Below are 26,688 nucleotides of genomic sequence, written 5' to 3' on the forward strand. Positions count from 1 at the left end.
TCCTCGTGTGGGAGATCTTTTTTGTTGTTTTATTAGTTGCGGCGTTTAATCTGGTGTGTTGTCTGAATATCGTACTTGAAGGCATAACAAATAAGCCTACCATCGTGACGTTATTGTGGTAGACAATCTAGGCAATCAGCTGGTAGACGCGTGTGAACATATTGGCCTGATTGGAGAAGCCATAACAAGCACGTTTGAGCTCCTTGATCTTACGGTTGATGCCCTCTATCGGTCCGTTAGAGTAGGACGATTTGGCGGCGTTAATTACTCCATTAAGATTCTTTCGTAGGGTATGCATGGCCGTATCTAGGGGCGTGCCGTTAGGCTGATAGTTAGTGATGATATTCTTGAGTTCATCAGCGTGACGCCCCATCAAAGCATCGTGGAGATCGATGTAGGTTTCATAAGCTGTTTTGAAGGCCGGAAACGTATCGGTTCCAATATCAATAGCGTTCTGTTCGGTCGAGTACTCATTCAGGCCGAAGAGGTAGCGGCTCTTTTGTGCGTCAGGGTTGGCCTTGTGGAATAGGCGCCATAGTGATTTCAGTACTTTATATTCCCGCGAATGCTTGTCGAGTTGCTTTAAACATTGAGTGCGAATGTTATCCATCGTCCGGCCCATTAATTGAATAATGTGGAACCGATCAATAATGAGTTCGGCGTTAGGGAATAGTTCGTGCACGAATGCCTGATAGGAGGCGTTCATGTCCATGATGACGCGTTGAACCGCGGCCCGTTCTGCGGTGCTGTACTGACTAAGAAAGAACTGTTTGATGGTTCTATTAAGGCGGTCGCTAAGTACTTTAACTGATTTGTGAGTGTCGGCGTCAATGCAAATAAACGACATGGAGCCGTGCGTGGAACGGAATTCATCAAAGCATAGATTAATCGGTAACCGGCGGCTCGCGTGTGGATGAATATTAGCCGTCAAAATACGCTGAACTGAGTTTGTCGAAATACCGGTGAGACTGGCGATAGTCTTAGCCGGGAGTGATTTACTGGCTAGCTTCAGCACATGAGTCGCTAGTCCGTGACCGATGGCGTGGTTGGTTGATACCACTGGAGTGGTGGCCGTACAAGTGCTATGGCAGTTACTACAACGCCAGCGTTGCTTGTTTAGCTCTAGAATTACGGGCCGGTCCATGGGTCCATGTGGACATGAGTGAGCTTGTGTCCGTTAGGGTGCAACGTATTGTATCCACAGCTGGGACAGCGCCTGAGTGTGTAGGTAAGCTCTGCCTGGATGACCAAATACTTTTTGCGACCCGAGCCCCGACCATGAAATTCATCACGAGTACCGAACACCTGAATGTTTGTGTCTGTAATTCCCAGTAATTTAAGTGTATTATCTAGTTGAGACATCTATTCCTACCCCGCTTATCTTGAGTTTCGTCGCTTAAAGCATAGCACTAGGGAGGCTTAGATGCCTTTTTTTGTTATCAAAAAGGGCCTAGTACTTTTGGAATGGAAATACTTTCCAACACCAAAAATTCTAGACCCAGAATAAAAGCCTTGTCCCTATACGGAACAAGGCTTTTATTGTATAATGAACTTATGACATTTGATAAGGAAAAGAAAATGAGCGAAAATAACGCAGAAGTACAAAAAATTACGTTAATTGATGAAAGTGGCGATGAAGCATTATATGAAGTGTTATTCACATTCCATTCAGATGAGTACAATAAAGACTATATTTTGTTAGTACCAGAAGGTATTGAAGATGATGAAGAAGTTGATATTCAAGCATACATTTTCAACCCCGATGAAAACGGCGATGCTACAGAAGAAGAATTAATTCAAATTGAAGATGATAAAGAATGGGATATGGTTGAAGAAGTTTTGAATACTTTCCTTGAAGACGATTCAAATTTTAATTAATAGTGTGCATTAATAATAAATACTGATATTCATGATTCAAACATCATGGGTATTTTTATTTTGTGTTAAAAAGGGGCAAATTACTTTCAACGTAGCTTATCAAGTGATAAACTAGAAAAGGTAGAAACTACTTAGTTTAGAGTTAGTTTAAATATTTGAGGTAGACATGTCGAAATTTTGATCGTGTCTTTTGGAGGAATTATTATGGTTACGTTAGTGGGCATACTTGATTTAGCGCGTTTTCAGTTTGCGATGACCACGATTTTTCATTTTTTCTTTGTACCGATGTCAATTGGTTTAGCAGTTGTCGTTGCATCAATGGAAACAATGTATGTGATTAAAAAGGAAGAAGTGTATAAGAAAATGGCCCAATTTTGGAGCAAAATTTTCTTACTTAGCTTCGCCGTTGGTGTGGTAACGGGTATTATTCAAGAATTTCAGTTTGGTATGAATTGGTCGGCATATTCACGTTATGTAGGTGACATTTTTGGTGCACCATTAGCAATAGAAGCGCTCGTTGCTTTCTTTGCTGAATCAACCTTCATTGGTTTATGGTCATTTACCTGGGACCGTTTTAAACCGGCAATTCATGTCATTTTTATTTGGATTGTAGCCATTGCCTCTAGCCTATCAGCGTTATGGATTTTGGCCGCTAACTCATTTATGCAAAATCCTGTTGGGTATGCCATTGATAATAATATGGGGCGTGCCGAGCTGACAAGTATTTTTGCATTAATGACAAATCAACAGCTATGGATTGAATTTCCGCACGTTTTGATGGGGACTTTTGTTGCCGGTGGCTTTATCATTGCAGGAATGTCTGCATTTAAGTTGTTGAAGCTTAAAAAAGATGATGTGCAGGTTGATTTTTTCCGTAAGTCCATTAATATTGCTTTAGTTGTTGGTTTGATTGGTGTTGGTGGTACGGTAATTACCGGGGATCGTCATGCTTTTGAGTTGCAGTCTATGCAACCAATGAAGTACGCTGCTATGGAAGGCGTTGATGAGACAATGGATTCGTCAAAACGCGCTGATAAAGCACAGCCTTGGTCATTGTTATCTGTTACTAATCCGAAAACACATAAAGTAATCGCAAGAATTGAGGTACCATACGTACTATCAATTCTAGGAAATCATTCCTTAACTGGTGGAACAACTGTAGGGACAACTGAGTTAAACAAGCAATTTGAAAAAAAATATGGAAAAACACATGATGGCATTAAAGATTACTATGTGCCAGAAAATACGTTATTCTATGCTTTCCGTGTGATGGCAGTTGGCGCCGGATTATTAGGTATGGTGGCTCTTGTAGCGCTTTGGTTCAATCGTAGAAAAACGAATTTAATTTTGACTCAGCGTTGGTTCTTATGGATTCTAGGAATCATGACGTTCTTCCCATTTGTTGTGAATACCGCGGGATGGTTGGTAACAGAATTAGGACGTTATCCTTGGGTTGTATATGGATTAATGACAATCGCTGACGCTGTATCACCGAATGTTTCTGCCGCTTCGTTACTCATTTCAAATATAGTTTACTTCTTAACCTTCGCGTCACTTGGCGGCGTTATGATCTGGTTGTCTCGTCGTGTGTTGCATGATGGACCTGATGCAGAAAAAGAGGAAGAGCTATCACCACGTGATCCATATGAGGATTTAGCAGGAAGTGAGGAGGCAGCAAGATGAGTTTCTTACAAATATTATGGTTTGTTTTGATTGCCATATTATGGTCAGGATTCTTCTTTTTAGAAGGCTATGATTTTGGCATTGGCATGCAGTTTATTTTCAATTCCCGTAATCAAGATGATCGAGAAGCGCTGTATGAATCTATCGGACCTCATTGGGATGCCAATGAAGTTTGGTTAATTACTGCGGGTGGCGCAATGTTTGCAGCTTTCCCTTATTGGTACGCATCACTGTTTTCAGGATTTTACTTACTATTGTTTATTGTACTGATGGCATTGATTTATCGCGGTGTTTCCTTTGAATTTCGTGAACATATGCCTACCATTCAGGGGTCACAGTTGTGGGAACGTTTCATTGCAATTAGCTCGTTTATCGCACCATTTTTCTTAGGAATGATTTTTACTGCAATGGTATCAGGTATGCCAATGGATGCTAAGGGAAACTTGTCGGCTGGATTTTTCGATTATGTAACACCATTTACGCTTGTGGGCGGTATTGCTGTCACATTAATGAGTTATGTACATGGCTTGAATTATACACGACTGCGTATTATCGGTGATATTCGCACAAGAGCAATGGCACAATTGAAAGTTCTATATCCAATTTTGTTGGCTGGAGAAGCACTATTTGCAATTCTGCTGTTCTTCTACACGGATTTTTTCCAAACTAAATTGTTATGGACATTAATTATACTAGTGGCAATTGTCCTATCCACAGTTATTGGTTGGTATTTAACGGTTAATAAGAAAAAAGAAGTGTTCCCATTTATTTTATCTGGTTTGACTTTGGTTGAAGTCGTTATCTTAATATTCGTTGGCCTATTCCCACGTTTAATGGTAGCTAACAATCCGTTACACAGTTTAAAAATTATTAATGCATCGTCATCGCCATATACATTAAAAGTGATGTCATTTGTTGTATTAACAGCTTTACCATTGACATTAGGATATCAAATATGGAGTTTCTGGGTTTTCCGTAAGCGTATTGTAGCTGATAAGGTAGTTGAATAATAATTCTAAAAACGTTTACAATTGATTGTAGGCGTTTTTTTATTTAAGGAGAGTGTTTGGCAGGGTATTGTTATAGAGATAACAAACCATTGTTTAACACATATAAAAAATATGATAGATAAAAGACTTTTTGCGTTACCAGGTATTATTAGTTCTTTGGTAATCTTAGTTATTTTGACAGGAATTCAAGCATTTTCGATTATATTCCAGGGAGTTTTCTTGGCCCGAGCAATTGCTGATTTATGGCAAGGTAAAAGCATTGACCAAACACTCATTAATGTATTGTTTTTTGCGTTTTCTTTTTTGATGAGACAACTATTGATTGTGTTAAAAAATAACTATATGTCGAAATTTGCTGATCGTACAGTGGAAAATTATCGTATTCAATTGTTGGCTAAGTATGCCGAAATTGGCCCTAGTATTATTAAACAATCGGGTACAGGAAATGCGGTTACAACACTAGGTGCGGGATTGGATAATGTTAAAAACTATTTTCAACTACTACTGATTAAAGTTTTTGATTTGAGTATTATTCCTTGGTTAATTCTGCTATATATTGTTTATCTTAAGTGGGAACAGGGACTATTTTTATTGCTAGTATTTCCAGTGGTTATATTGTTTTTCATCATTTTGGGCTTGGCAGCACAAAGTAAAGCTGATGCAGAGTTCGCTAATTTTAAGAACTTAAATAATCGTTTTGTAGATGCTTTACGAGGCCTGCCAACCTTGAAGCAACTAGGTTTATCGCAATCATATGGTGACGAAATTTATAATATTTCAGAAGATTATCGAAAAACAACCATGCGAACGCTGAGAATTGCGATTACATCAACATTTGCGCTTGATTTTTTTACGACTTTATCAGTTGCAATTGTTGCTGTGTTTTTAGGAATGGATTTAATGAACGCCAAAATGGCACTTTTCCCAGCGTTGACAATTTTGATTTTAGCGCCAGAATATTTTCTTCCTTTGCGTAATTTTGCTGATGATTATCACGCAACTTTGAATGGTAAAAATTCACTAACTGATGTTTTGGAAGTAATTGATACCAAAATTGTCGGTCCACAAGATGAACTTCAATTAAATAAATGGCAAGCAGAGAGTGAATTGTCATTGAACGCTGTGCAGTTTTCTTATGACTCAAAAGTCACCTTGAAAGATATTTCGTTGCACGCTAAAGGGTATCAAAAAATTGCTTTGGTTGGGGAAAGTGGTTCTGGTAAATCTACACTACTAAGTATTTTGGGAGGCTTCTTACAACCTGAACAAGGAACGATAAATATCAATGGACAGGAGATCAAACATTTAACACAACAGCAATGGCAGAAGCAGTTTTTTTATATGCCACAAACACCTTATATTTTTCATGAATCGTTACGTGATAATATTAGGTTTTACGCACCAAGTGCTAGTGACGAAGCAATCAATGAAGCTGTTGAAAAAGCAGGTTTATCCAGTTTGATTGATGAATTGCCAGCAGGGTTGAATACAGTAATTGGTGAGAGTGGGCGTCAACTATCTGGCGGGCAGGCGCAGCGTGTAGCCTTAGCAAGAATGTTGCTAGATTCATCTCGTAAAGTGCTCCTTTTTGATGAACCAACGGCTCATTTAGATATTGAAACTGAAATTGATTTAAAGAGAACAATGTCAACTATCTTGGATAAGCACTTAGTTTTTTTTGCAACACACCGGTTACACTGGTTAGATCAAATGGATTTAGTTATTGTGATACGTGACGGGCGCATTGTGGAAACTGGCGTTCCTGGTGTCTTACTAGCTGATACCAATAGTGCTTTGAATGCGCTGCGTCATGAATTACATAAAGGTGGTCTGAAATGAAGCGATTGAAAAAATTATTGTCACAAGATAGATGGATTCTTCCGTCCTTACGTCAACAAAAATCTGGCCTTTTTTGGTCGATATCTTTGAATTTTATGATTACTTTTGCCGCTGGTGCATTAATGTTTGTATCCGGATTTCTAATTTCTCGTTCTGCGCAACATCCTTCTAATATTCTCATTATTTACGTTCCAATTGTGCTGACACGTGCATTTGGCATTGCGCGTCCAGTTTTTCGTTATGCACAGCGTTTGGTGTCACACAATTGGGTATTACGTGTCGTTTCGAAAACACGTAAGCGTTTATACGAAAGTGCGGCCAGCACGGCTAGCAGTATTCGAGGACAACTGCAAACAGGTGAAGTGCTTAGTTTACTTGCTGACGATTTAGACCGTTTACAAAATCTCTACCTTAGAACGCTTTTTCCATTAGGTTCAGGTATGGTATTGTACCTTTTTCTCACAATAGCAATTGGCACAATTAATTGGTTATTCATGTTGTGGTGGTTTGTTATGTTGGCTGTTATCTTGGTTATTGTGCCATTATTGAGTTTGGCAGTGAACTATAAAGGTGTGCAACAACAAAAGAAATTACAGCAAAGTCTTTATATAGATGCAACCGATGCTATTTTAGGTTTGCAAGATTGGGTGCTATCAGGACGACAAGAAGATTTAGTACAAAATCAAGGCGAAACAATGTCAAGATTAGCTCATGTTAAGAACCAAAGTATGAAATTTGGCTGGTGGCGTGATTTTGTCATTCAAGTTTTAGTATTGATATTGACTATAACAACTTTAATGTGGGCAACCAATCAGTTTTCTGATAGTTCAAGTACAGTTAATTATATTGCGGCTTTCACACTTGCAATATTTCCTCTAATTGATAGCTTTGTTGCTGTGAATCAAGGTGTAAGTGAATCCTCATTCTACGAAGATAGCATTGTGCGGTTAAATGATTTACCAGAACCAACCTTGCTACAGGAGACTAGACACACAACTAACTCAGCAGTAATTAATTTTAATCAAGTCACATTTAAGTATGGGGACAAAACAATTGTTGATAATTTGTCATTTGAAGTTCAGCCTAAAGAAAAATTGCGTTACTTGGTCGTTCAGGCGCAGGAAAAACAACTTTATTAAAGCTTTTGGCAGGTGATATCCAATCATCTTTGGGTGAAGTGACAATCGATGAAACGCCAGTCCAGAACTTACAAGGGAGTATGTCTAGTTTGGTGGCTGTGTTAGATCAACAGGCGTATTTATTTGATACAACGATTATGAACAACGTGCGTATGGGAAATATTCATGCCACTGATGAGCAAGTTCAAAAAGCGATTAAGCAAGCTGGGTTACAGCCATTAATCAATTCCTTACCCAACGGATACTATACACAAATGCAGGAAGCAGGAACACGCTTTTCTGGTGGAGAACGGCAAAGATTTGCCTTAGCACGAATCATGCTGCAAAATGCGCCAATTGTGGTGCTAGATGAACCAACAGTATCACTAGATCCCAAAACAGAGTACGAGGTTTTATCCCAAATATTTTCAGTTCTCAAAGATCGAACGATTATTTGGGTCACACATCATTTGACAGGAATCGAAAATGTTGATAAAGTTTACTTTTTAGAGAATGGAAAATTCACGTTGAGCGGTTCACCAGCTGAATTGCATCAAACTTCAGCAAGATTTAAACAATTATTACTCATGGATCAATATTAATGGCGAAAAAAAAGCGAAGAAGATCAAAAAAAGGATTACAAAAACAGCGATTGCGTATGTTGTGTGGCTTGTTAGTTGCATTGGTTATTTTAGCCGCCATCACATCCAACACTGCGATTTATGAAAGACCTCAAAACAATCAGATCAATACAAACAGTGAAGAAGCAAAGAAGGTGGCTTGGATTAATGAGCTAGCGCCATATGCTCGTGAACTGCAAGAAAAATATGGGGTCCTGGCATCAATTAGCATTGCGCAAGCTATCTTAGAGTCTGACTGGCACACAAGTACGTTGTCAACAAAGTATAATAATCTATATGGCATTAAAGCGGATGCAGGACAAAAAAGTGCTGTATTACCAACGCAAGAGTATGTTAATGGTGAATGGATCACCATTCAAGGACGTTTTGCGGCTTATGATAGTTGGCAAGAAAGTATGAAAGCACATGCAAAACTATTGCATGATGGTACGAGTTGGAATGCAAAACAATATCAACACGTCTTGGATGCAGATGATTACGCTTCGGCTGCCAAAGCATTAACACAGGATGGTTACGCGACGGATCCTAATTACGCTAAAAAGTTAATTACAATTATTCAAACTTGGCATTTGGAAAGATTTGATGCAACAAAAAAGTAGACGTTAGTCTACTTTTTTTGTTTTTAAAATGTAAATTCATGCGGGAAAATACCCATCATTAAACTGTCATGATATTCTCCTTCAGCAAAAAAATGTTGACGGAGAGTACCTTCAGGAATGAAACCAATTTTTTTATAAATGTGAATAGCTGCCGAATTATTCACATCAACATACAAGTAAACTTTATGCATATTCAGTACTGTGAAGGCATACTCTATTCCTGCTCTCATAGCAGCCTGTGCGTAACCATGACCTTGGAACTCTGAATGGATAATGATTTGAATTTCTGTGTGTCTGTGTAGCGTATCGATATCCATTAATTCAACAACACCGATAAAACGATCGTTCTCTTCCACAACAAAACGACGTTCAGTTTGATCTAAAATATGACGATCGTAAAGAATTTGTAATTCATCAAAAGATGTATAGGGCTCTTCAAACCATAATGCCATCACTTTACGTGAATTTTCTTGTTCGTAAATATAAGGGAGATCTCTTTTTTCAAGTGGTCTTAATTTCATAGAATGCTTCTTTCCTTCAATATGCTTTTACTGGTGATTATGCTTATTATTTTATCATTGATTATGAGGGACGTGTGCGTAAAAATGTTAGAATGACAATGGAAGCATGTTCGGAAGAGCCATTAGAGTTATTACATGAAAAATGGTAAAATAAAGGAAGTTATTTTTACAAGTAAGGACATAAAAATGCCAATTGAAACCCTAATTCAAGGAATGAATGATAAACAGTCAGAGGCTGTTCAAACCACTGAAGGACCATTATTGATTATGGCTGGCGCTGGTTCTGGTAAGACTCGCGTTTTGACACATCGTATTGCCCATTTGGTGCAAGATAAAAATGTATACCCATGGCGTATTTTGGCAATTACATTTACCAACAAGGCTGCTCGTGAAATGCGTGAACGTATTGCACAACTAGTTGATCCAGAAATTGCAAGAGAAATTTGGGTCTCAACATTTCACGCTATGGCCGTGCGAATTTTACGTCGAGATGGCGAGAGAATTGGCCTAGCACGTAATTTTACAATTATCGATACAAGTGCCCAACGCACGTTAATGAAGCGGGTTATTAACGATCTGAACTTAGATACTAATCAATATGACCCACGCACAATTTTAGGCACAGTTTCCAATGCTAAGAATGATATGTTGACAGCTAAGGCTTATGCTAAGCAGGCTGGTAATGTATATGAGGAAACTGTCGCTGAAGTGTATGCCGCATATCAAGCAGAGCTACGTCGCGCTCAGAGCGTTGATTTTGATGACCTAATTATGTCTACGATTGATCTATTCAAACAAGCGCCAGACGTTCTGGAACGATACCAAAATCAGTTTGAATACCTGCATGTTGACGAATATCAAGATACCAATGATGCGCAATATACGATTGTTAACTTACTAGCGAAACGTTCACGTAATTTAGCTGTTGTAGGTGATGCAGATCAGTCTATTTATGGTTGGCGTGGTGCTAACATGAATAATATTTTAAACTTCGAAAAAGACTATTCAGACGCTCACACAGTTTTGCTTGAACAAAACTATCGTTCAACCCAAAATATTTTAGATGCAGCGAATGCAGTTATCAATAATAATAATGAGCGCATCGACAAAAGCCTTTGGACTGAAAATGGCAAAGGCGATAAGATTACTTATTATCGCGCGCAAACAGAACGTGACGAAGCTAACTTTGTCTTGGCCAATATTCAAAAATCACGCCAAGAGAAGAATGCAGCATACAGTGATTTTGCAGTATTATATCGTACGAACGCGCAGTCACGTGGTATTGAAGAAGCACTTGTGAAAGCTAATATGCCATACACCATGGTTGGTGGACATAAGTTCTATGAGCGTAAAGAAATTCTTGATATCATGTCATACATGAATCTGATGACAAATCCTGCTGATAATGCGGCGTTTGAACGAGTAGTTAATGAACCTAAACGTGGTATTGGTGCAACATCGATTAATCGGTTACGGGATTTTGCCAATCGAATGAATTTGTCTTATATGGGCGCAATTGAAAATATTGAATTAGCACCAGAAATTACAGCTAAGGCAGCTTCAAAATTAATTCAGTTTGCTGAAATGATGCACAATTTGCGTCAACAGACTGAGTTTTTAACTGTGACCGAACTTGCTGAATTAGCGATGACAAAATCTGGCTATCGTCAAAAGCTAGCCGAAAAAAATGATCCTGAAAGTCAAGGTCGTCTAGAAAACTTGGAAGAATTTTTGTCAGTTACAAAGGAATTCGACTCAAAATACAATCCAGACGATCCCGAATCCGTTGATCCGATGACTGATTTTTTGAGTTCAACTGCACTAATGAGTGATTTGGATGATTTTGAAGAAGGTGACGGGGCAGTTACCTTAATGACTTTACACGCAGCTAAAGGATTGGAGTTTCCTGTTGTCTTTTTAGTTGGTATGGAGGAAGGTATTTTTCCTTTGTCACGGGCTATGATGGATGATAACCAACTGGAAGAAGAACGTCGTTTGGCTTATGTTGGTATTACACGAGCGATGAAAAAATTATATCTAACTAATGCTTTTTCACGCTTATTGTATGGTCGTACGCAAGCAAATGAACCTTCGAGATTTATTGATGAAATTTCAAGCGATTTATTGGATACACAATATGGTGGTACCTCTTCTTCGTCAAGTGATCGAGCTTTTCCATTTGATAAGAAAATGCAACGAGCAACAGCCACAACCTATAAGGCGGCTAGCCCAGTAACCAAAATGACTTCAGGAACAACTGGTGCTGATAGTACGGTTTGGCAGCCTGGTGATAAGGTGTCTCATAAAAAATGGGGAATTGGTACGATTGTTTCTGTGTCGGGATCTGCACAAGATCAAGAATTAAAAGTTGCTTTCCCATCAGAAGGGGTAAAGCAGCTATTAGCCGCTTTTGCACCAATTAAACGAGCAGAATGACAACGCTAATTATTATACGTGGCAATTCTGGTAGCGGTAAAACAACATTAGCCCATCAATTACATCGTGTTTTACCAGATAGCCTACTCATATCTCAAGATATTGTTCGTCGGGAAATGCTCAATGTTAAGGATCAGGTGGGTAACTTATCGATATCGCTAATCGAACAGTTACTTGAGTTTGGTAATCAACAAGAACAGTTTGTGATACTAGAGGGCATTTTGAAAAATAGTGTTTATGGTCCAATGATACGTAAGCAAATCCAATATTTTAGTCAAGTGGTTACTGTTTATTACCAATTATCCTTGAACGAGACAGTTCGGCGCCATTGCACTAAGCAAGTCACTGACTTTACTCCTAATGATTTAACTCGTTGGTATCAAAGGGATGACTCACTTCGCATAGAAGGTGAAATGATTTTTGATGAGTCTGTGAGTTTGATGATGGCGGAAAAACAAATACTTACTAAAATAAATAAATATTGAGGTCGAGAATGTTACCAGATTTTACGCCAATTGAAAAATTAACAACACAAGACGCGCAACAAGAAACCGCGCGATTACAAAAGCAGCTTGTGCAATATGGCACGGCTTATTATGAAGATGACGCGCCACTAGTTGAGGACTACATTTACGATGCATTATATGCGCGGTTAGTTGCGTTAGAAGAAAAATTTCCACAATATGTGATTCCAGATTCACCAACACAGAATGTTGGTAGCGCAGATACAAAGTCTGAATTACAAAAAGTGGTACATCCTGCCCCAATGCTGTCGTTAGGTGATGTATTTAGCTTAGACGAACTTAACGACTGGGATGCAAGAACAACCAAGTCGCTTGGAAACCAAGCACCTTATAATTTAGAGTTAAAAATTGATGGCTTAGCAGTTGCATTGACCTACGTTGACGGGCAACTAGTACAAGCTTCTACGCGTGGAAATGGTATCGTTGGTGAAGATGTTACAGCGAATGTGAAAACAATTAAAGCAATACCAAAAAAACTGACTGAACCATTAACCATTGAGGTACGTGGCGAAATTTATATGCCAAAAGCTAGTTTTGCTGCTCTAAATAAGCAGCGAGAGGCTGATGGTTTAGAACCTTTTGCTAATCCTCGTAATGCTGCAGCCGGTTCCTTACGTCAGTTGAACGTTAAAATTACTAAGTCACGAAACCTAGCGGCTTTTGTATACTATACGGCTGAACCTGAAATGCTAGGAGTGACAACTCAAAGTGGTGCGTTAGAACGATTTGCAGAATTAGGTTTGCCAACAGACACACACAATCGTGTCATCAATAAAATGGCCGATATTGCTGACTATATTGATGAGTATACTTCGGAGCGCGAAAGCTTGTCTTATGGTATTGATGGTGTTGTTGTTAAAGTGAATCAACTAGATTTACAGTTTGATTTAGGGAATACAGTTAAAATCCCACGTTGGGCTATCGCTTATAAATTTCCTCCGGAAGAAGCTTTGACAATCGTTCGTGACATTGAATGGACTGTTGGACGAACTGGGGCGGTAACACCTACTGCAGTTATGGACCCCGTTTTGCTAGCGGGTACAACTGTGCAACGTGCTAGTTTGCATAATCCTGATTATTTAAGGGAAAAGGATATTCAAATTGGTGATACGGTTACGCTACACAAAGCGGGTGATATCATTCCAGAAATCGGGCAAGTCATTTTAGAAAAACGTCCGACAGATAGTGAAACTTATCAGGTTCCGACAATATGTCCTGCCTGTGAATCAAATTTAGTTCACATTGAAGGTGAAGTAGCACTCCGCTGTATTAATCCATTCTGTTCAGCTCAAATTCAAGAAGGACTAACACATTTTGCGTCAAGAAATGCAATGAATATTGATGGCATGGGACCAAGAGTTGTCGGTCAACTACTAAAGGCAGGCTATATTAAAGATGTGGCGTCCATTTACCGCATAACGGTTGAACAATTACTAACTTTAGACAAGTTCCAAGAGAAATCAGCTGTGAAGTTAATTGATGCAATTAACAGTTCAAAGGAAAATTCTCTTGAACGCTTATTATTTGGCTTAGGGATTCGCATGGTTGGTGCAAAAGCGGCTCGACTGATAGCAGAAAAGTTCAGGACCTTATCAGCTGTTTCAGAAGCCTCTGTTGAAGACATCGCAAATATTAATGGTATTGGTCACACGATTGCCCAGTCAATTGTTCAATACTTTAGTACGCCAGAATCTAAGCAACTACTTGTCGAACTAGCTTCTTCCGGTGTTAACCAATCATATTTATCTGATACAGTGATTGACGAAAATTCATTTTTCTATGGCAAAAAGGTAGTCTTAACTGGTAAACTAGAACAGAGTAGTCGACCTGCTGCAACAAAATGGTTGCAAGATCATGGGGCTAACGTCGCCGGATCAGTGTCAGTGAAAACAGACTTAGTTATTGCAGGAGAAGCTGCAGGTAGCAAACTTGATAAAGCTAGTCAATTAGGTGTTACAGTTTGGACCGAACAACAGTTTGTTGATGAACAAGTAAAAGAGGACGGAAAATAATGAAGCGGATTGGTTTTCGTGGTTATATAGCGATTGTCGTTGGTATTTTGATTATCGCCGTTGGCATTTTATATTTTTTCAATGTGAATCGTGTCACACTAACAACAAGTAAAAAAACAAGTGGTGTCCAGTTGACTCAGAGCACACCAGGTCAGTACCAAACGGTGATCAAAAATGGTCGTTATTTGGTGAGTGCAGCTCGTGGTATTACGTCAACTTCTGAGACGAATAGTCTTGATGTGAAAAACTTTGAATCATCATTGCTTGATTTGGCTAAAACACATTTTAAGACGAGCAGTTATATTTTTCAAGAGGGACAATATTTGAGTTCGTCTACTGTTACTTCATTACTTGAGCGTAAAAGTAGCAGTAATAGTGATGGATTAAATCCTGAAGATAATGGTAAGACAGATAGTTCACGTAATCCGATTTACGTTCAAACACTAACCGAACAAGATTTCATGACCAAAGATGGTGACGACCTTAAATTAGCTGGCATGGTTATCGGCGTAGCGATGAACACACAGGATGAATACCAAAAAGAACAATATGGTGCTACATATACACAAAATATTTCAGATGCTGATCGCATAGCTTATGGTAAAAAAATTGCACCAGAAATTATCAAAAAAGTTCGAGAACAAAAAGGGGTTGATTCAGATACGCCTATTGTGATTGCCATGTATGCCAATTCAAAAACAGATTCATTAGCGCCAGGTAACTTTTATGCAGAGTCTACAAGTAGTAGCGGAACTGACTTGAAAGAATGGACTAGCATTAATCAAAAGTCTATTGTTTTGCCTAAGGAATCAACTGATACATCAAGCTTGGGTTCAGAGGCTAACACATCTTTTGCTAACTTTAAAAATGATGTTTCAAATTTCTTTCCCAATATAGCTGGTGCTACGGCAGTTGCTAATTTTAAGTCAGGTACGCTTTCTAGTATGAAAGTTACAGTGACAACACAGTTCTACAGTCAAACTGAGATTGAAAGTTTTGCGACATATGTATCTCAATCGGCGTTAAAGTATTTACCAACGAATGTACCGATTCGAATAATTATTAAAGCGGCCAATGAAATGCAAGCAATTCTAATCCGTAATTCAGGTGACAAAACATTTACGACAACAATATTAGACTAAAAAAATCGACCAACTTGGTCGATTTTTTTATAGCTTGTTAATATAAATACTGTTAATCCATCCTTTAGTAGCTATTTTATACCAAACAATGTTATTATCATCGTGAATTTCTTCCGTTATTGCCACAAAATCACTATCGGAAACACTACCGATTGGCAACCCATAAGGTTCAGCATAGACTTCTATAGATCGATCGGGAAGGAAATTAACAACCGCGTTAGGCTGATTACTTTTACTTTTTTCTGCATCATTAAAATAGTTAATATTTTCAACTTCTGGAGCTGTGTCTGACAGTTTCATTTGGGTAGCATCATAACGAATCCAATGATAGTCACCAATTTGATACCAAAATTGACCATTACCAGAAATAGCGCGTAATTGAGTTGCCCAAAAAGTATTTGGGTTTAAGTTTGTCGTAACGTTTGATAAATTATCTGGCTCTAGAAAAACTTGTACACTGGTTACCGTTTCGATAAACATGTTAATACGGTGTACAGCTTGCCATTCTTGTGGCCGATAATAAAGCTCTAATGACTGAGGTAGGCTACCAAACAATCCCGTCAAAGATCCTGAAGTATCAATATACTGATAATTGGCGATATCTAAAATTGCGATTTCGTAAGGTGCGCCTGCTTCGCCATCTAATCTTGTTGGTTCGTGTAACTCATCACCAGTTGCTATATTTTTATAATAAACCCATACGGGCGATGTATTTGCCATAATATCCCCTTTGAATATACCTACATATTATATCACAAACAAAAAACGACCCGAAAGTCGTTTCATATCACACGTAAGTTAAATTTTATTTACAGTAACTGGTTCTGGCTTAACTTCACTAATAACAAATTCATTATGAACAATGTCAGCTTGCAAATGATGAACATCTGGGTGTTCTAAATAGAAATCGGCGATACCATCGGCGATTTTATCTTGCATGACACGACGGAGAGGTCGAGCACCCATTGCAGGGTCATAACCGAGCTCCACTAATTTCTGCTTAGCAGCAGTGCTTAAATCAATGTGCAAATCGTTGTCAGACAAGTTATCATTCATATCAGTCAATAACAAGTCGACAATTTTTAGTAGATGATCTTGTGACAAAGGTTGGAAATCAATGATATCGTCTAAACGGTTCAAGAACTCTGGGCGGAAATAATTTTCCAAACGTTGCATCAAACGATTTTGTTGATCAACTTGGGCGAATCCCACAGGTGTATTTCCTGTGTCTGTTGAACCAGCGTTAGAAGTCATAATAATGACAGTGTCTTTGAAACTCACTATGTGACCTTGTGCATCAGTTAGACGGCCATCATCAAGAATCTGTAAGAACATGTTCATTACATCTGGATGTGCTTTTTCTACTTCATCAAAGAGAACCAATGAGTAGGGACGACGGCGAACTTGTTCTGTTAATTGACCAGCCTCTTCGTAACCGACATAACCGGCAGGAGCACCAATCATTTTAGAAACGGTATGTTTTTCCATGTACTCTGACATGTCGAAACGAATCATAGCATCTTTGCTACCAAACATTTCCTGAGCTAATTGCTTGGCAGTTTCAGTTTTACCAACACCGGTCGGCCCGACAAATAGGAATGATCCAATTGGACGACCAGATTTTGTGAGACCAATACGATTACGGCGAATCGCCTTGGCTAGTTTTTCTACTGCCTCATCTTGACCAATAACATGTTTCGATAAGTTTTTGTCCAAATCTTTTAGTTGATTAGCCTCGTTTTCTTTTAAAGCTCCAACAGGAATATCAGTTTTATCTTCAACAATTTTTAATATATCTTGCTCTGTTACTGTTTGTGGCTTTGACATCTCGGGGTGAGCCTCGACTTGTGCCTTTTGTGACTCAAGTTGGTTTACCTGATCACGCCAATAGCTTGCTTTTTCAAAATCTTCTTTATCAATTGCTTCTTGCTTTAATTTATCAGCTGCTTCGATATTCACTTGAATAGTTTTGGGGTCCGCAACTTTCATTGTCAAATTTTTACGTGAGCCAGCTTCATCAAGTAAATCAATTGCTTTATCCGGTAGGAATCTTTCTGGAATGTAACGATCAGATAGTTCAACAGCTGCTTGAAGGGCAGAATCACTGAATGTAACATAGTGATACTTTTCATACCGTTCACTAATTCCTTCTAAAATCGTGATAGTTTCTTCTTTAGAAGGTTCTTCAACTTGCACTGGTTGGAAACGACGGGCAATAGCACCATCTTTTTCAATCTTTCGATACTCATTTAAGGTTGTTGCACCGATTAATTGGAACTCACCACGAGCTAGGGCAGGCTTCAAAATATTACCTGCATCCATACCACCTTCAGCATTTCCGGCACCCATAATTTCATGAATTTCATCAATGAACAAGATGACATCATCGCTGTTCGTAACTTCTTTCATTAATTCACGCATCCGTGCTTCGAATTGACCACGCATGCTCGTACCTTGAACTAAGGCCGACATTTCCAAACGAATAACTTCTTTATGCTGTAACTTTTCAGGCACCTTTCCAGCCACAATAGCTTGCGCTAGGCCTTCAACAATAGCTGTTTTACCAACACCAGGTTCACCAATTAGTACTGGATTATTCTTTGTACGACGATTTAAAATTTCAATTGTGCGAGCAACTTCGTTATCTCGACCAATAACAGGGTCGAGCTTTCCGTCGCGAGCTTGTTTGGTTAAATTAATACCAAACTCATCAAGTAAGCGTCTTTTTTTATTACCATTATTATTTTTTTGTGCTTGTGTATTTTGTTGTCCTTGTGCTTGCGCCATTTGTTCATTCATTGCGCGAAACATTTCATCTAAATTACCAAAACCAAACGAATCTTGTTGTGCCATATCTTTTACTTAGTGTGAAGCACCATGGAATACAGTTATTGCATTTCACCATAGTATTGCACACGATTCCTTTCTGTAGGTTATGCTTTAATTATAGCACGATTTAAGAAAAATGCAATTAAAATTAGCACTCTTTAAAGTAGAGTGCTAATTTTAAAAATGTTATACTGTCTATGAGGTGAATTATGGATTATACACAAGCATTAAATGATTTGCGTGATGGGAAAATAGACGAAATTGAAGTGACACCAGCAGTATTTCCGGAATTTCAAAAGGCATGGGCAAATTTCGCATATCAGAATACTATTCGTGGTATTGCTCACGCTCAGGGTAAAGTTACATATGTTCGCTCAAATTGATGTGCGAATTAAACCAGTTTTATGCTACAATATTATAAGTTAAGTAAAATTTAAATGTGTTGCAATTGCAGTCGTAACACGATAAGGGGCAGTACAGTGGCATTTTCATTTGGACAAAAAAATGTTGGTATCGATCTGGGTACCGCTAACACATATGTATATATCGAAGGTCGTGGCATCATATTGCGTGAACCATCAGTAGTTGCGCGTAATACACAAACCAATGAAGTCGTTGCTGTAGGTTCTGAAGCTAAAGACATGTTAGGCCGAACACCTGCAAGTATCGCTGCTATTCGTCCGATGCGTGACGGTGTTATTGCCGATTATGATACAACCGTTGCAATGATTCGTTACTATTTGCAAAAAGCACTTGGCGGACGTATTGGCAAACCTTATGTAACGATTGGCGTACCTTCAGGTGTAACAGCTGTTGAAAGACGTGCTGTTATTGATGCTGCTCGTGTTGCTGGCGCGCGTGACGCTTATGTTATAGAGGAGCCTTTTGCCGCAGCGGTTGGTGCTGGGTTACCAGTTATGGATCCTACTGGATCAATGGTTGTTGACATGGGCGGCGGAACGACTGATGTTGCGACAATTTCATTAGGTGGAATTGTTTCAAGCCGTTCAATCCGTATAGCCGGAGACAAGCTGGACGAAGCAATTGCTAATTTTGTTCGTAACAAATATAATGTTACCATTGGTGAGCCGACAGCTGAAAGACTCAAAATCGAAATTGGTGCTGCATCACTTGCTTTAGCACGTACCTTACCAAATGCTACGGTCAGAGGTCGTGACTTATTGACTGGTTTGCCTAAGACAATTGATGTTACCGCTGAAGATGTAGCCACATCAATTCAAGAACCAGTGCAAGAAATCGTGGCAGCTATTCGTGAGACGTTGGAATCGACTCAACCGGAGTTAGCTGCAGATGTTATTGATCACGGTATGATTTTGACCGGTGGTGGAGCATTATTGCGCGACATTGAAAAATTATTCAGGATGCAACTAAGGTACCAGTTTTAATAGCTAACGAGCCATTAGATGCAGTTGCTATTGGTACTGGTGAGGCGTTGAAATCTATTGATGTCATGCGACAAAAGTAATGGTAGTTTAAAATAGCGTGGCGCTTGCGCTACGCTATTATTTATTTTCAAGAATTAATGTCAAATAAAAGTTTCTAAGTAAAACAAGGTAGCATACCATTGAAAGTAGATGAAACTGTCAACTGTTTTTAGAAGTGGTAACTGGCTTTTTGGGGAAATACATGAAAAAAATATTTTCATCACGCACGTTGGTATCAATAATTGTTGCGTTTATAGTAATTGTAAGTTTAATTGCAGGATCAAATTGGTGGGCCAAGAGAACGAATACGCCACCTTTTTTACAGCGTTTTGGGAATGATTTAGCGGGTGGCGTTAGTCGTATTATTGCTGTTCCAACGACGGCCGTTGGGCGTACAGCAAATAGTATTAGTAACCTGTTAGATACATTTGAAGAAAACAAGCGGTTGAAATCTAAGATTGATGAATTTGCTCAAGACAAGGTTCACCTACAAACAGTTGAAGAAGAGAACAAATCTCTGAAGCAACAATTAAAACTAAAAGCCACATTGACAGACTATAAAACAGTTTCGGCTGTGACCATTAGTCGTTCACCGACAACATGGCAGTCACAATTAGTTATCGATGAAGGATCCAATTCAGGTTTGAAAAAAGGGATGCCAGTGCTTGCAGGTGCCGGAATTATTGGCCGTATTAGTGAAGTAAACACAACTAATTCAAAAGTGGCTTTGATTTCTGATACTAGTTCCGATGCCAATAGATTTGCGATTAAAATTAAGGGTGATGATGGCGATGTTAACGGCATTGTAACAAGTTTTAACCGTGAAAAAAATCAACTGATTATGGGGCAAGTTACGTCAAATAATAAAATCAGTAAAGGTGATTTAGTTGAAACTTCTGGCCTCGGTGGTGTTATTCCAGCAGGATTGTACGTTGGTAAGGTTGCTAGTGTCACGACGGATGATTATGGTTTATCCAAGAAAATATACATTGAACCTGCGGCTGATCTAGGTAATATCACCACAGTTATGGTTGCAATTTCACAGATAGGAGCAAATTAATGGCATTTTGGCAATTGACGAGATTGCGTGTAATTTATCCTGTGTTATTATTTTTGATACTGTTTGTTGATGGAACATTCATGTCTAGTATGGGGGGGTTATTTACACAATTTCCTTGGCACATTTTACCCACTTTGACACTTGGTTGGCTCTTTTTGGGTGTCCAATTTGATGTTGAAAACGAGTTACCTTTATGGTTTTATGTTGTGGTCATTGGTATATTATTTGATATGTACTACACTGGTATTTTTGGTACATATACTTTTGCATTTATTGCCGCGGTAGCTGTGATGAAGCAACTGCATAAAGTGCTAGATGAGCGTCTAGTAAGTGGCTTGCTTTTATATTTAGCTGGCTTGCTTATTTACCTACTGATTTCTTATGTTAGTGGATTTGTTACTGGAATTGCTAATGTTAGTATATTATCGTTTTTATTGTACGAGGTATTGCCAACAGTAATTTTAAATCTAGTTTTTGCGGCTGCATCATATTATCCCGTATGGTCTTTATTTCAGTTTCTGCGTTGACAAGTTATCTTTTTATAGTATAATTATGACCATATAGTAAAACGTTGAGTAGAAGATTAGTTCATTTTAAATTTAGAAGAGAATTTGCGGTTGCTGTGAGCAAATAGTTAAATTGAACGAAACACATCTATGAGTATAAAGCTGAACAAAGTAAGCTTTGTCGGAAGTGTCCGTTATCACATAACAGTCTTTGACTTATTGAGATGCTACTAGTGATAGTAGCATAACAAAGAGGTGGAACCGCGATGAAACGCCCTCTAAATACATTTCTTGTATTTGGGGGCGTTTTTAATTGGTTAGAAGACTGGTGGAGAACTTTTGTGTGAGCAAAAGTTGAATTCGAGGTGGAACCACGCTTTTGCGTCCTCTTGCAGTAGAAATACTGTAAGAGGATTTTTTCGTTTTATAAATACATTATAAATGTGATTGTTCTTTCTCGTGAAAATATATGAGTTATAAGTGCAATTCAACAAAGGAGTTTCAATTATGAGTTATCTAACTACAATTCTTCCCAGTTTATTGGCTGGACTAAAAACGACGCTAGGGGTGTTCTTCCTAACAATCATTGGATCTGTACCATTGGGAATTTTAGTATCCTTAGGGATGAAATCACCTTACTTTACAATACGTTGGTTGATTAACGATTATATCTGGATTATGCGTGGTACGCCGTTACTTTTACAATTGATTTTTATCTACTATGGTCTTGGAATGATGGGTATAGCATTTCCACGATTTGAAGCTGCTATCATAGCGTTTATTATCAATTATGCAGCCTATCTTGCTGAAATTTTCCGTGGTGGACTACAATCAGTCCCAAGAGGGCAATATGATGCTGCTAAAGTACTTGGCTTTAGTAAAATACAAACATTTTTTAAAATAATTTTGCCACAAGTAGTCAAGATTGTCGTTCCTTCATTTGGTAATGAAGTGATTAACTTGGTCAAGGACACTTCTTTAGTTTATGTTATTGGCTTAGGTGACATCTTGCGAGCAGGGAATATTGCGGCTAGTCGTGACGTGACTTTGATGCCATATCTATTAGTTGGATTGATATATTTGATTATGACGGCGGTTGTCACATTATTATTGCGCCGTAGTGAAACAGTTTTGAATACATGGAGGTAATTTAATGTTAGAAATCAAAAACTTAACTAAAAAATACGATCAAAATGTGATCTTTAAATCCTTGAATTTAACAGTACATGATGGTGAAGTATTAAGCATTGTCGGCCCATCTGGCATTGGTAAAACAACCTTAATTAAAATTATGGCAGGATTAGAAACTGCAGACGATGGCGAAATTATTTTAAATGGTGAAAACATCGATATTAAAGGTGAAAGCTCCGATACGAATATTGGCATGATTTTCCAAGATTTTAATCTATTCCCAAACTACACAGTCATTGACAATATCACGTTAGCACCTATTAATGTTAATAAACAGTCTTCATCAAAGGCCGTTGAACAAGGGCAGGAGCTTTTGGAATCCTTAGGCATGTTAGATAAAGCTAATTTGTTTCCCTATCAATTATCTGGTGGTCAAAAGCAGCGCGCAGCAATTGCACGTGCACTGGCCATGAACCCGAAAATTTTGGCATATGATGAACCTACAAGTGGATTGGATGAAGCATCGACACACCAAGTCGCTGATGTTGTTAAAACGCTTAAGAAACGTGGTGTAACACAAGTTATTATTACGCACGATCAGCCATTTGCTGAAATGGTTTCTGATCGCGTGTTTGATTTTGCAACGGAGGTAAAACGCTAATGCCAAGCATGAAAAAGAAGATTGTTGTTAATAGTATTGTTGGTATTTTATTTATCGCACTGGTCGTTATGGCAGCTCTCTCTTTATCTAATAATTCCCAAAAAAGCAAAAGTACAGAACAGACAGTAGTGAAAACAGATCAATGGTCACGAATCAAGAGGGAAAAGCAAATTACGATTGGTCTAGATGATACATTTGTTCCAATGGGATTTCGCGATAAATCGGGTAAATTAGTAGGATTTGATGTTGATTTGGCAACCGCTGTGTTCAAGAGTTTGGGTATCAAGGTAAAGTGGCAACCCATTGATTGGTCAATGAAAGAAACAGAATTAAATACCGGAAACATTGATGCTATCTGGAACGGTTATACAATTACAGATGACCGGAAAAAGAAGGTTGCTTTTTCAACACCTTATCACAAGGCAACACAAGTGCTTGTTACTTTAAAGAAAAGTAACATTAATAAGTTTTCTGATATGCAAGATAAAGTATTGGGCGATCAAACAGCTTCAAGTGGTGATCAAACTTTTGCACAGTATCCTAAAGTTTTGAAACAATATGTTAAAGATCAAAAGGTTATTGGCTATGATACATTTGACAAAGCATTCAATGATTTGAATGCGAGTCGCATTGATGGGTTATTGATTGATGAAGACTATGCACGTTATTATGTTGCGCATCAGTCTAACCCAAATGATTACACAATCACAACAGGTGGTTTCCCAGTAAATGACAATGCAGTTGGCTTCCGCAAAGCAGATAAAAAATTACGACAAGCAGTAAATAAAGAATTAAAAACTTATAAAAAAGACGGTCGTTTACAAAAATATAGTACGAAATGGTTTGGTAATTGACACATACTTTAGCAGCACCGTAATGGTGCTGCTTTTATGTTAGAATGGTATTAATAGTTTTTGTTGCGCTGGGGAGGGCAGTATGCTTAGGACATCTTTTTGGATTGTTATATTAATAGCATTGGTTATCAATACAATTATTTCATTTATTGCTGTTTTTCGGCAAAAACGTGAAATTGCTACAATTTGGGCATGGATGCTTGTGCTTTTGTTGTTACCTGTTGTAGGATTTGCCATCTTCTTTTTGGCTGGTAGTCGTATTTCTAGTAAAAAGATATTTCGCCTACGGACCCAAGAACAACGTGGTTTAGATCAGATTGCTTTAAATCAAAAAAAACAGTTACAAGATATTGAGAACTTACTTCCTATTCCATACAGTGCAACAGAATTGTTGAAATTATTTTTATCATCTGATCGCGCAGTTTTGACACGTGGTAATAAAATTACAATTTTTAGTGATGGACAAAAGAAGTTTGATAAATTATTCTCAGATATTAGGGCTGCAAAGGAACATGTTCATTTAGAATATTTTTCTATTTTTGATGATAAAATAGGACATCAGCTAGTTGACCTATTAACTGAAAAAGCTAGTGAAGGTGTTGAAGTTCGCGTTATTTACGATCAGTTTGGTTCTCATGGACAACATCCTAAAATGTATAGACAATTACGTGCAGCTGGGGGTGTTGCTGTACCGTTCTTAATGCGACGCTTTCAGCTACTAACTTTGCGCTTCAACTTCAGAAATCACCGTAAAATTGCTATTATTGATGGTAAAATTGGATACATCGGCGGATTTAATGTAGGTGATCAATATATTGGTGAATCTAAAAAATTTGGTTATTGGCGTGATACTCATACTCGAATTATTGGGGATGCAGTATTATCATTGCAAAGTCGATTTTTAATGGATTGGAACGCCACCGCTGAAGGTAGAGAGTTATTGACCCAGACGACAAAGTACTTCCCTGAAAACTTCTCGTTACCAGGGAAGTCTATGGTTCAAATTGTTTCCAGTGGTCCGGATGACGATATGAAGCAGATCAAACAAGGTTACATGAGAATGTTTTCTTCTGCCCGTGAGAGCATAAGTATTCAAACCCCTTATTTCATTCCGGATGGTCCTGTGTTAGAAACACTTGAAGTTGCTATTTTATCTGGGGTTAAGGTGAGATTAATGATACCTAATCAGCCTGACCATCCTTTAGTTTATCGGGCAACAGAATATTATGCTCAAGAATTAATTGATCTTGGCGCGACAGTTTACCGCTATGATGGTGGCTTTTTACATAGCAAGGTTGTGATCATTGATAATGAGGTAGCAACTGTCGGGTCAGCTAATATGGATATCCGTTCATTTTCTCTTAATTTTGAAGGCAACGCATTTATATATGATCCGGACTTTGCAGCTGATCTAGAAGATTTATTTGAGCAAGATGTATTAAAGTCCACAAAATTAACAATGGAATATTTTGAGAAACAGTCTGCCTGGATGAAGTTTAAGCAAAAGTTTAGTAGACTTTTCTCACCAATACTATGAAAAAAACAATAATTAATCATGGCGCGAATCTTGTGATTCTGCCAACTACACAATTTAAAACATTGCACATCGCCGTTGATTTTTCAACAGCAGTTGAGCCTGAGAACATTAGTGCACGTGCATTAGTGTCTTATTTGACTGCTGTTAGCTCGGCGCGTTATAAAACGCAACAACAAGTGGCGCAAAAAACAATTGATTTGTACGGTGCCCAATATCAAACTGATGTTTTCCGCATTGGTCAAACGCATCATGTTCGCTTTACTTTGCAAATACCAGCACCCACCTACATAGTGGGTGGGAAACAGCTTCTGACCGAAGCTTTTGATTTTTTACGCGAGATGATATTTAATCCTTTGACGGAGAATCATGCATTCAATGAACAAGTATTTGCCAATGAGCAGCAAAGCCTAATTAATGAACTTGCCAGCGTTAAAGATGATAAAAGTCGTTACGCGGTGGCTAAACTTCGTGAAATAACCTATGATAAATCTGGCATGCGTGTATCCGCTAGTGGTAATGAAGAGACTGTTGCTCATTTAAATCCATCTGGTGTTTATCAAGCTTATCAGAACATGATCAACGACGATGCTATGAATATCGTTGTGCTTGGTGATATTAATCAACAGCAAATTATTTCATTATTAGAGAAGTGGCCGATTGTGCCACATCAAGCTAAGGAAGAAAAAGAGCCATTTTATAGGCAAGCCTCTCGATTACATCTTAGTGAATTAGTTGAGCATAAAACTTCGATTAATCAGGCTATGCTTACCATGGCTTATCAATTAAATGTTAAACCATTTGATGATCAGCGTTTTGCTGTTATGGTCATGAATTCGTTGTTGGGTGGTACGCCACTATCAAAATTATTTATGAATGTGCGCGAGAAGGAGTCACTAGCATATAGCATCTATTCTCGTTGGCAACATGATACTGGATTTTTAACTATTGCGGCTGGCTTGGATACTACAAAAGTGCGTCAGACTGACACGATGATACAAGAACAAATTAAAGCCGTTCAAGAGGGCGACTTTGACAATCAAACAGTTGATGCGATTAAGATGAGCTTAATTAGTGATTACTTAAGTCAACGTGACTCACCTGCAAGTCAAATGGAAGTTGCTTTTTCTCGATTACTCACAAGAAGAGAAACGAGTGAACAGGAATGGATTGATCGCGTTAAGTCTGTGACTGCTGACGATATTCAAAATGCTGCTCAAAAGATATCGCTTCAAAGTCGTTATATATTATTGCCTGAGGTCTAA

20 protein-coding genes, 3 pseudogenes and 1 other annotated feature are annotated in these 26,688 nt (G+C 38.3%); of the genes and pseudogenes, 19 read left to right on the plus strand and 4 right to left on the minus strand.

Annotation, left to right across the window (positions count from 1 at the left end):
- Positions 1 to 127: 127 nt before the first annotated feature.
- Positions 128 to 1,362, minus strand: a pseudogene (locus tag HFP47_RS01410) (ISL3-like element IS1165 family transposase).
- A gap of 216 nt (positions 1,363 to 1,578) precedes the next feature.
- On the opposite strand from HFP47_RS01410, the gene HFP47_RS01415 reads away from it, so the two are divergent.
- The 6 genes and pseudogenes from HFP47_RS01415 (at position 1,579) to HFP47_RS01440 (ending at position 8,768) form a co-directional block, all read left to right on the plus strand.
- Positions 1,579 to 1,878 carry a DUF1292 domain-containing protein gene (locus tag HFP47_RS01415; RefSeq protein WP_011679384.1) on the plus strand — a complete coding sequence of 100 codons (300 nt, stop codon included), beginning with the start codon at positions 1,579 to 1,581 and terminating at the stop codon, positions 1,876 to 1,878.
- Between the two features lie 204 nt (positions 1,879 to 2,082).
- Positions 2,083 to 3,561 carry a cytochrome ubiquinol oxidase subunit I gene (locus tag HFP47_RS01420; RefSeq protein ID WP_014324409.1) on the plus strand — a complete coding sequence of 493 codons (1,479 nt, stop codon included), beginning with the start codon at positions 2,083 to 2,085 and terminating at the stop codon, positions 3,559 to 3,561.
- On the plus strand, positions 3,558 to 4,571 hold the full coding sequence (gene cydB / locus HFP47_RS01425) for a cytochrome d ubiquinol oxidase subunit II (RefSeq protein ID WP_011679386.1): 1,014 nt from the start codon (positions 3,558 to 3,560) through the stop codon (positions 4,569 to 4,571). Before HFP47_RS01420 ends, cydB begins: the two co-directional genes overlap by 4 nt.
- A 111-nt stretch (positions 4,572 to 4,682) precedes the next feature.
- Positions 4,683 to 6,410, plus strand: a complete 1,728-nt coding sequence (gene cydD, locus HFP47_RS01430; protein WP_042252759.1) for a thiol reductant ABC exporter subunit CydD — start codon at positions 4,683 to 4,685, stop codon at positions 6,408 to 6,410.
- Positions 6,407 to 8,130: pseudogene (cydC, locus tag HFP47_RS01435) on the plus strand (thiol reductant ABC exporter subunit CydC). Before cydD ends, cydC begins: the two are co-directional and overlap by 4 nt.
- Complete coding sequence (locus HFP47_RS01440; protein ID WP_011679389.1) at positions 8,130 to 8,768, plus strand: glycoside hydrolase family 73 protein; 639 nt, start codon at positions 8,130 to 8,132, stop codon at positions 8,766 to 8,768. The pseudogene cydC and the gene HFP47_RS01440 overlap by 1 nt, the downstream one beginning before the upstream one ends.
- A 23-nt stretch (positions 8,769 to 8,791) precedes the next feature.
- Here the strand turns inward: HFP47_RS01440 and HFP47_RS01445 are convergent, their stop codons facing one another.
- Positions 8,792 to 9,289 carry a GNAT family N-acetyltransferase gene (locus HFP47_RS01445; protein WP_011679390.1) on the minus strand — a complete coding sequence of 166 codons (498 nt, stop codon included), beginning with the start codon at positions 9,287 to 9,289 and terminating at the stop codon, positions 8,792 to 8,794.
- A 186-nt stretch (positions 9,290 to 9,475) separates the two neighbouring features.
- Here HFP47_RS01445 and pcrA point away from each other — a divergent pair, with 186 nt between their 5' ends.
- Genes pcrA through HFP47_RS01465 form a run of 4 tightly spaced genes read left to right on the plus strand, consistent with a single transcriptional unit; the run spans position 9,476 to position 15,403 of the window.
- Positions 9,476 to 11,725 carry a DNA helicase PcrA gene (gene pcrA, locus HFP47_RS01450; RefSeq protein WP_042252998.1) on the plus strand — a complete coding sequence of 750 codons (2,250 nt, stop codon included), beginning with the start codon at positions 9,476 to 9,478 and terminating at the stop codon, positions 11,723 to 11,725.
- Positions 11,722 to 12,210, plus strand: coding sequence for a kinase (locus HFP47_RS01455; RefSeq protein WP_025267864.1), 489 nt, complete (start codon positions 11,722 to 11,724; stop codon positions 12,208 to 12,210). The genes pcrA and HFP47_RS01455 overlap by 4 nt, the downstream gene beginning before the upstream one ends.
- 8 nt (positions 12,211 to 12,218) lie before the next feature.
- A complete protein-coding gene (ligA, locus tag HFP47_RS01460) occupies positions 12,219 to 14,261 on the plus strand; it encodes an NAD-dependent DNA ligase LigA (RefSeq protein WP_042252768.1) in 2,043 nt (680 codons plus the stop codon).
- Positions 14,261 to 15,403, plus strand: coding sequence for a CamS family sex pheromone protein (locus tag HFP47_RS01465; RefSeq protein WP_036090189.1), 1,143 nt, complete (start codon positions 14,261 to 14,263; stop codon positions 15,401 to 15,403). The genes ligA and HFP47_RS01465 overlap by 1 nt, the downstream gene beginning before the upstream one ends.
- 27 nt (positions 15,404 to 15,430) lie before the next feature.
- Here HFP47_RS01465 and HFP47_RS01470 read toward each other — a convergent pair whose 3' ends face one another.
- Positions 15,431 to 16,123, minus strand: a complete 693-nt coding sequence (locus tag HFP47_RS01470; protein ID WP_042252773.1) for a MucBP domain-containing protein — start codon at positions 16,121 to 16,123, stop codon at positions 15,431 to 15,433.
- Between the two features lie 78 nt (positions 16,124 to 16,201).
- Positions 16,202 to 18,256, minus strand: a complete 2,055-nt coding sequence (locus tag HFP47_RS01475; RefSeq protein WP_115230987.1) for an ATP-dependent Clp protease ATP-binding subunit — start codon at positions 18,254 to 18,256, stop codon at positions 16,202 to 16,204.
- 185 nt (positions 18,257 to 18,441) lie between these two features.
- On the opposite strand from HFP47_RS01475, the gene HFP47_RS01480 reads away from it, so the two are divergent.
- The 9 genes and pseudogenes from HFP47_RS01480 to yfmF all read left to right on the plus strand — a co-directional run bounded on the left by HFP47_RS01480 (position 18,442) and on the right by yfmF (position 26,688).
- The gene (locus HFP47_RS01480; protein WP_179875943.1) at positions 18,442 to 18,615 is read left to right on the plus strand and encodes a hypothetical protein; all 174 of its coding nucleotides are present in this window, start codon (positions 18,442 to 18,444) and stop codon (positions 18,613 to 18,615) included.
- A 96-nt stretch (positions 18,616 to 18,711) separates the two neighbouring features.
- A pseudogene (locus tag HFP47_RS01485) lies at positions 18,712 to 19,718 on the plus strand (rod shape-determining protein).
- Positions 19,719 to 19,879: 161 nt separating this feature from the next.
- The gene (gene mreC, locus HFP47_RS01490; protein ID WP_011679397.1) at positions 19,880 to 20,737 is read left to right on the plus strand and encodes a rod shape-determining protein MreC; all 858 of its coding nucleotides are present in this window, start codon (positions 19,880 to 19,882) and stop codon (positions 20,735 to 20,737) included.
- On the plus strand, positions 20,737 to 21,264 hold the full coding sequence (gene mreD / locus HFP47_RS01495; protein WP_042252779.1) for a rod shape-determining protein MreD: 528 nt from the start codon (positions 20,737 to 20,739) through the stop codon (positions 21,262 to 21,264). Before mreC ends, mreD begins: the two co-directional genes overlap by 1 nt.
- Positions 21,265 to 21,299: 35 nt before the next feature.
- Positions 21,300 to 21,525, plus strand: a binding site (T-box leader).
- Positions 21,526 to 21,750: 225 nt separating this feature from the next.
- The gene (locus HFP47_RS01500; protein ID WP_179875944.1) at positions 21,751 to 22,392 is read left to right on the plus strand and encodes an amino acid ABC transporter permease; all 642 of its coding nucleotides are present in this window, start codon (positions 21,751 to 21,753) and stop codon (positions 22,390 to 22,392) included.
- A 4-nt stretch (positions 22,393 to 22,396) separates the two neighbouring features.
- Positions 22,397 to 23,035: an amino acid ABC transporter ATP-binding protein gene (locus tag HFP47_RS01505; protein ID WP_004164488.1), complete on the plus strand. Its 639-nt coding sequence runs from the start codon at positions 22,397 to 22,399 to the stop codon at positions 23,033 to 23,035.
- Positions 23,035 to 23,889 (plus strand): amino acid ABC transporter substrate-binding protein, encoded by an 855-nt coding sequence (locus HFP47_RS01510; RefSeq protein ID WP_011679400.1) that lies wholly within the window; start codon positions 23,035 to 23,037, stop codon positions 23,887 to 23,889. The genes HFP47_RS01505 and HFP47_RS01510 overlap by 1 nt, the downstream gene beginning before the upstream one ends.
- An 82-nt stretch (positions 23,890 to 23,971) precedes the next feature.
- A complete protein-coding gene (gene cls, locus HFP47_RS01515; RefSeq protein WP_042252786.1) occupies positions 23,972 to 25,426 on the plus strand; it encodes a cardiolipin synthase in 1,455 nt (484 codons plus the stop codon).
- On the plus strand, positions 25,423 to 26,688 hold the full coding sequence (yfmF, locus tag HFP47_RS01520; RefSeq protein WP_011679402.1) for an EF-P 5-aminopentanol modification-associated protein YfmF: 1,266 nt from the start codon (positions 25,423 to 25,425) through the stop codon (positions 26,686 to 26,688). The genes cls and yfmF overlap by 4 nt, the downstream gene beginning before the upstream one ends.

Origin of the sequence: Leuconostoc sp. DB-1, assembly GCF_013414845.1 — a bacterium.
Taxonomy (GTDB): Bacteria; Bacillota; Bacilli; order Lactobacillales; family Lactobacillaceae; genus Leuconostoc; species Leuconostoc mesenteroides.

Excerpts from the sequence above, each read along its gene's own strand:
- HFP47_RS01415 (WP_011679384.1), top strand. The coding sequence starts at position 1,579 with ATGAGCGAAAATAACGCAGAAGTACAAAAAATTACGTTAATTGATGAA.
- HFP47_RS01420 (WP_014324409.1), top strand. The coding sequence starts at position 2,083 with ATGGTTACGTTAGTGGGCATACTTGATTTAGCGCGTTTTCAGTTTGCG.
- cydB (WP_011679386.1), top strand. The coding sequence starts at position 3,558 with ATGAGTTTCTTACAAATATTATGGTTTGTTTTGATTGCCATATTATGG.
- cydD (WP_042252759.1), top strand. The coding sequence starts at position 4,683 with ATGATAGATAAAAGACTTTTTGCGTTACCAGGTATTATTAGTTCTTTG.
- HFP47_RS01440 (WP_011679389.1), top strand. The coding sequence starts at position 8,130 with ATGGCGAAAAAAAAGCGAAGAAGATCAAAAAAAGGATTACAAAAACAG.
- HFP47_RS01445 (WP_011679390.1), bottom strand. The coding sequence starts at position 9,289 with ATGAAATTAAGACCACTTGAAAAAAGAGATCTCCCTTATATTTACGAA.
- pcrA (WP_042252998.1), top strand. The coding sequence starts at position 9,476 with ATGCCAATTGAAACCCTAATTCAAGGAATGAATGATAAACAGTCAGAG.
- HFP47_RS01455 (WP_025267864.1), top strand. The coding sequence starts at position 11,722 with ATGACAACGCTAATTATTATACGTGGCAATTCTGGTAGCGGTAAAACA.
- ligA (WP_042252768.1), top strand. The coding sequence starts at position 12,219 with ATGTTACCAGATTTTACGCCAATTGAAAAATTAACAACACAAGACGCG.
- HFP47_RS01465 (WP_036090189.1), top strand. The coding sequence starts at position 14,261 with ATGAAGCGGATTGGTTTTCGTGGTTATATAGCGATTGTCGTTGGTATT.
- HFP47_RS01470 (WP_042252773.1), bottom strand. The coding sequence starts at position 16,123 with ATGGCAAATACATCGCCCGTATGGGTTTATTATAAAAATATAGCAACT.
- HFP47_RS01475 (WP_115230987.1), bottom strand. The coding sequence starts at position 18,256 with ATGGCACAACAAGATTCGTTTGGTTTTGGTAATTTAGATGAAATGTTT.
- HFP47_RS01480 (WP_179875943.1), top strand. The coding sequence starts at position 18,442 with ATGGATTATACACAAGCATTAAATGATTTGCGTGATGGGAAAATAGAC.
- mreC (WP_011679397.1), top strand. The coding sequence starts at position 19,880 with ATGAAAAAAATATTTTCATCACGCACGTTGGTATCAATAATTGTTGCG.
- mreD (WP_042252779.1), top strand. The coding sequence starts at position 20,737 with ATGGCATTTTGGCAATTGACGAGATTGCGTGTAATTTATCCTGTGTTA.
- HFP47_RS01500 (WP_179875944.1), top strand. The coding sequence starts at position 21,751 with ATGAGTTATCTAACTACAATTCTTCCCAGTTTATTGGCTGGACTAAAA.
- HFP47_RS01505 (WP_004164488.1), top strand. The coding sequence starts at position 22,397 with ATGTTAGAAATCAAAAACTTAACTAAAAAATACGATCAAAATGTGATC.
- HFP47_RS01510 (WP_011679400.1), top strand. The coding sequence starts at position 23,035 with ATGCCAAGCATGAAAAAGAAGATTGTTGTTAATAGTATTGTTGGTATT.
- cls (WP_042252786.1), top strand. The coding sequence starts at position 23,972 with ATGCTTAGGACATCTTTTTGGATTGTTATATTAATAGCATTGGTTATC.
- yfmF (WP_011679402.1), top strand. The coding sequence starts at position 25,423 with ATGAAAAAAACAATAATTAATCATGGCGCGAATCTTGTGATTCTGCCA.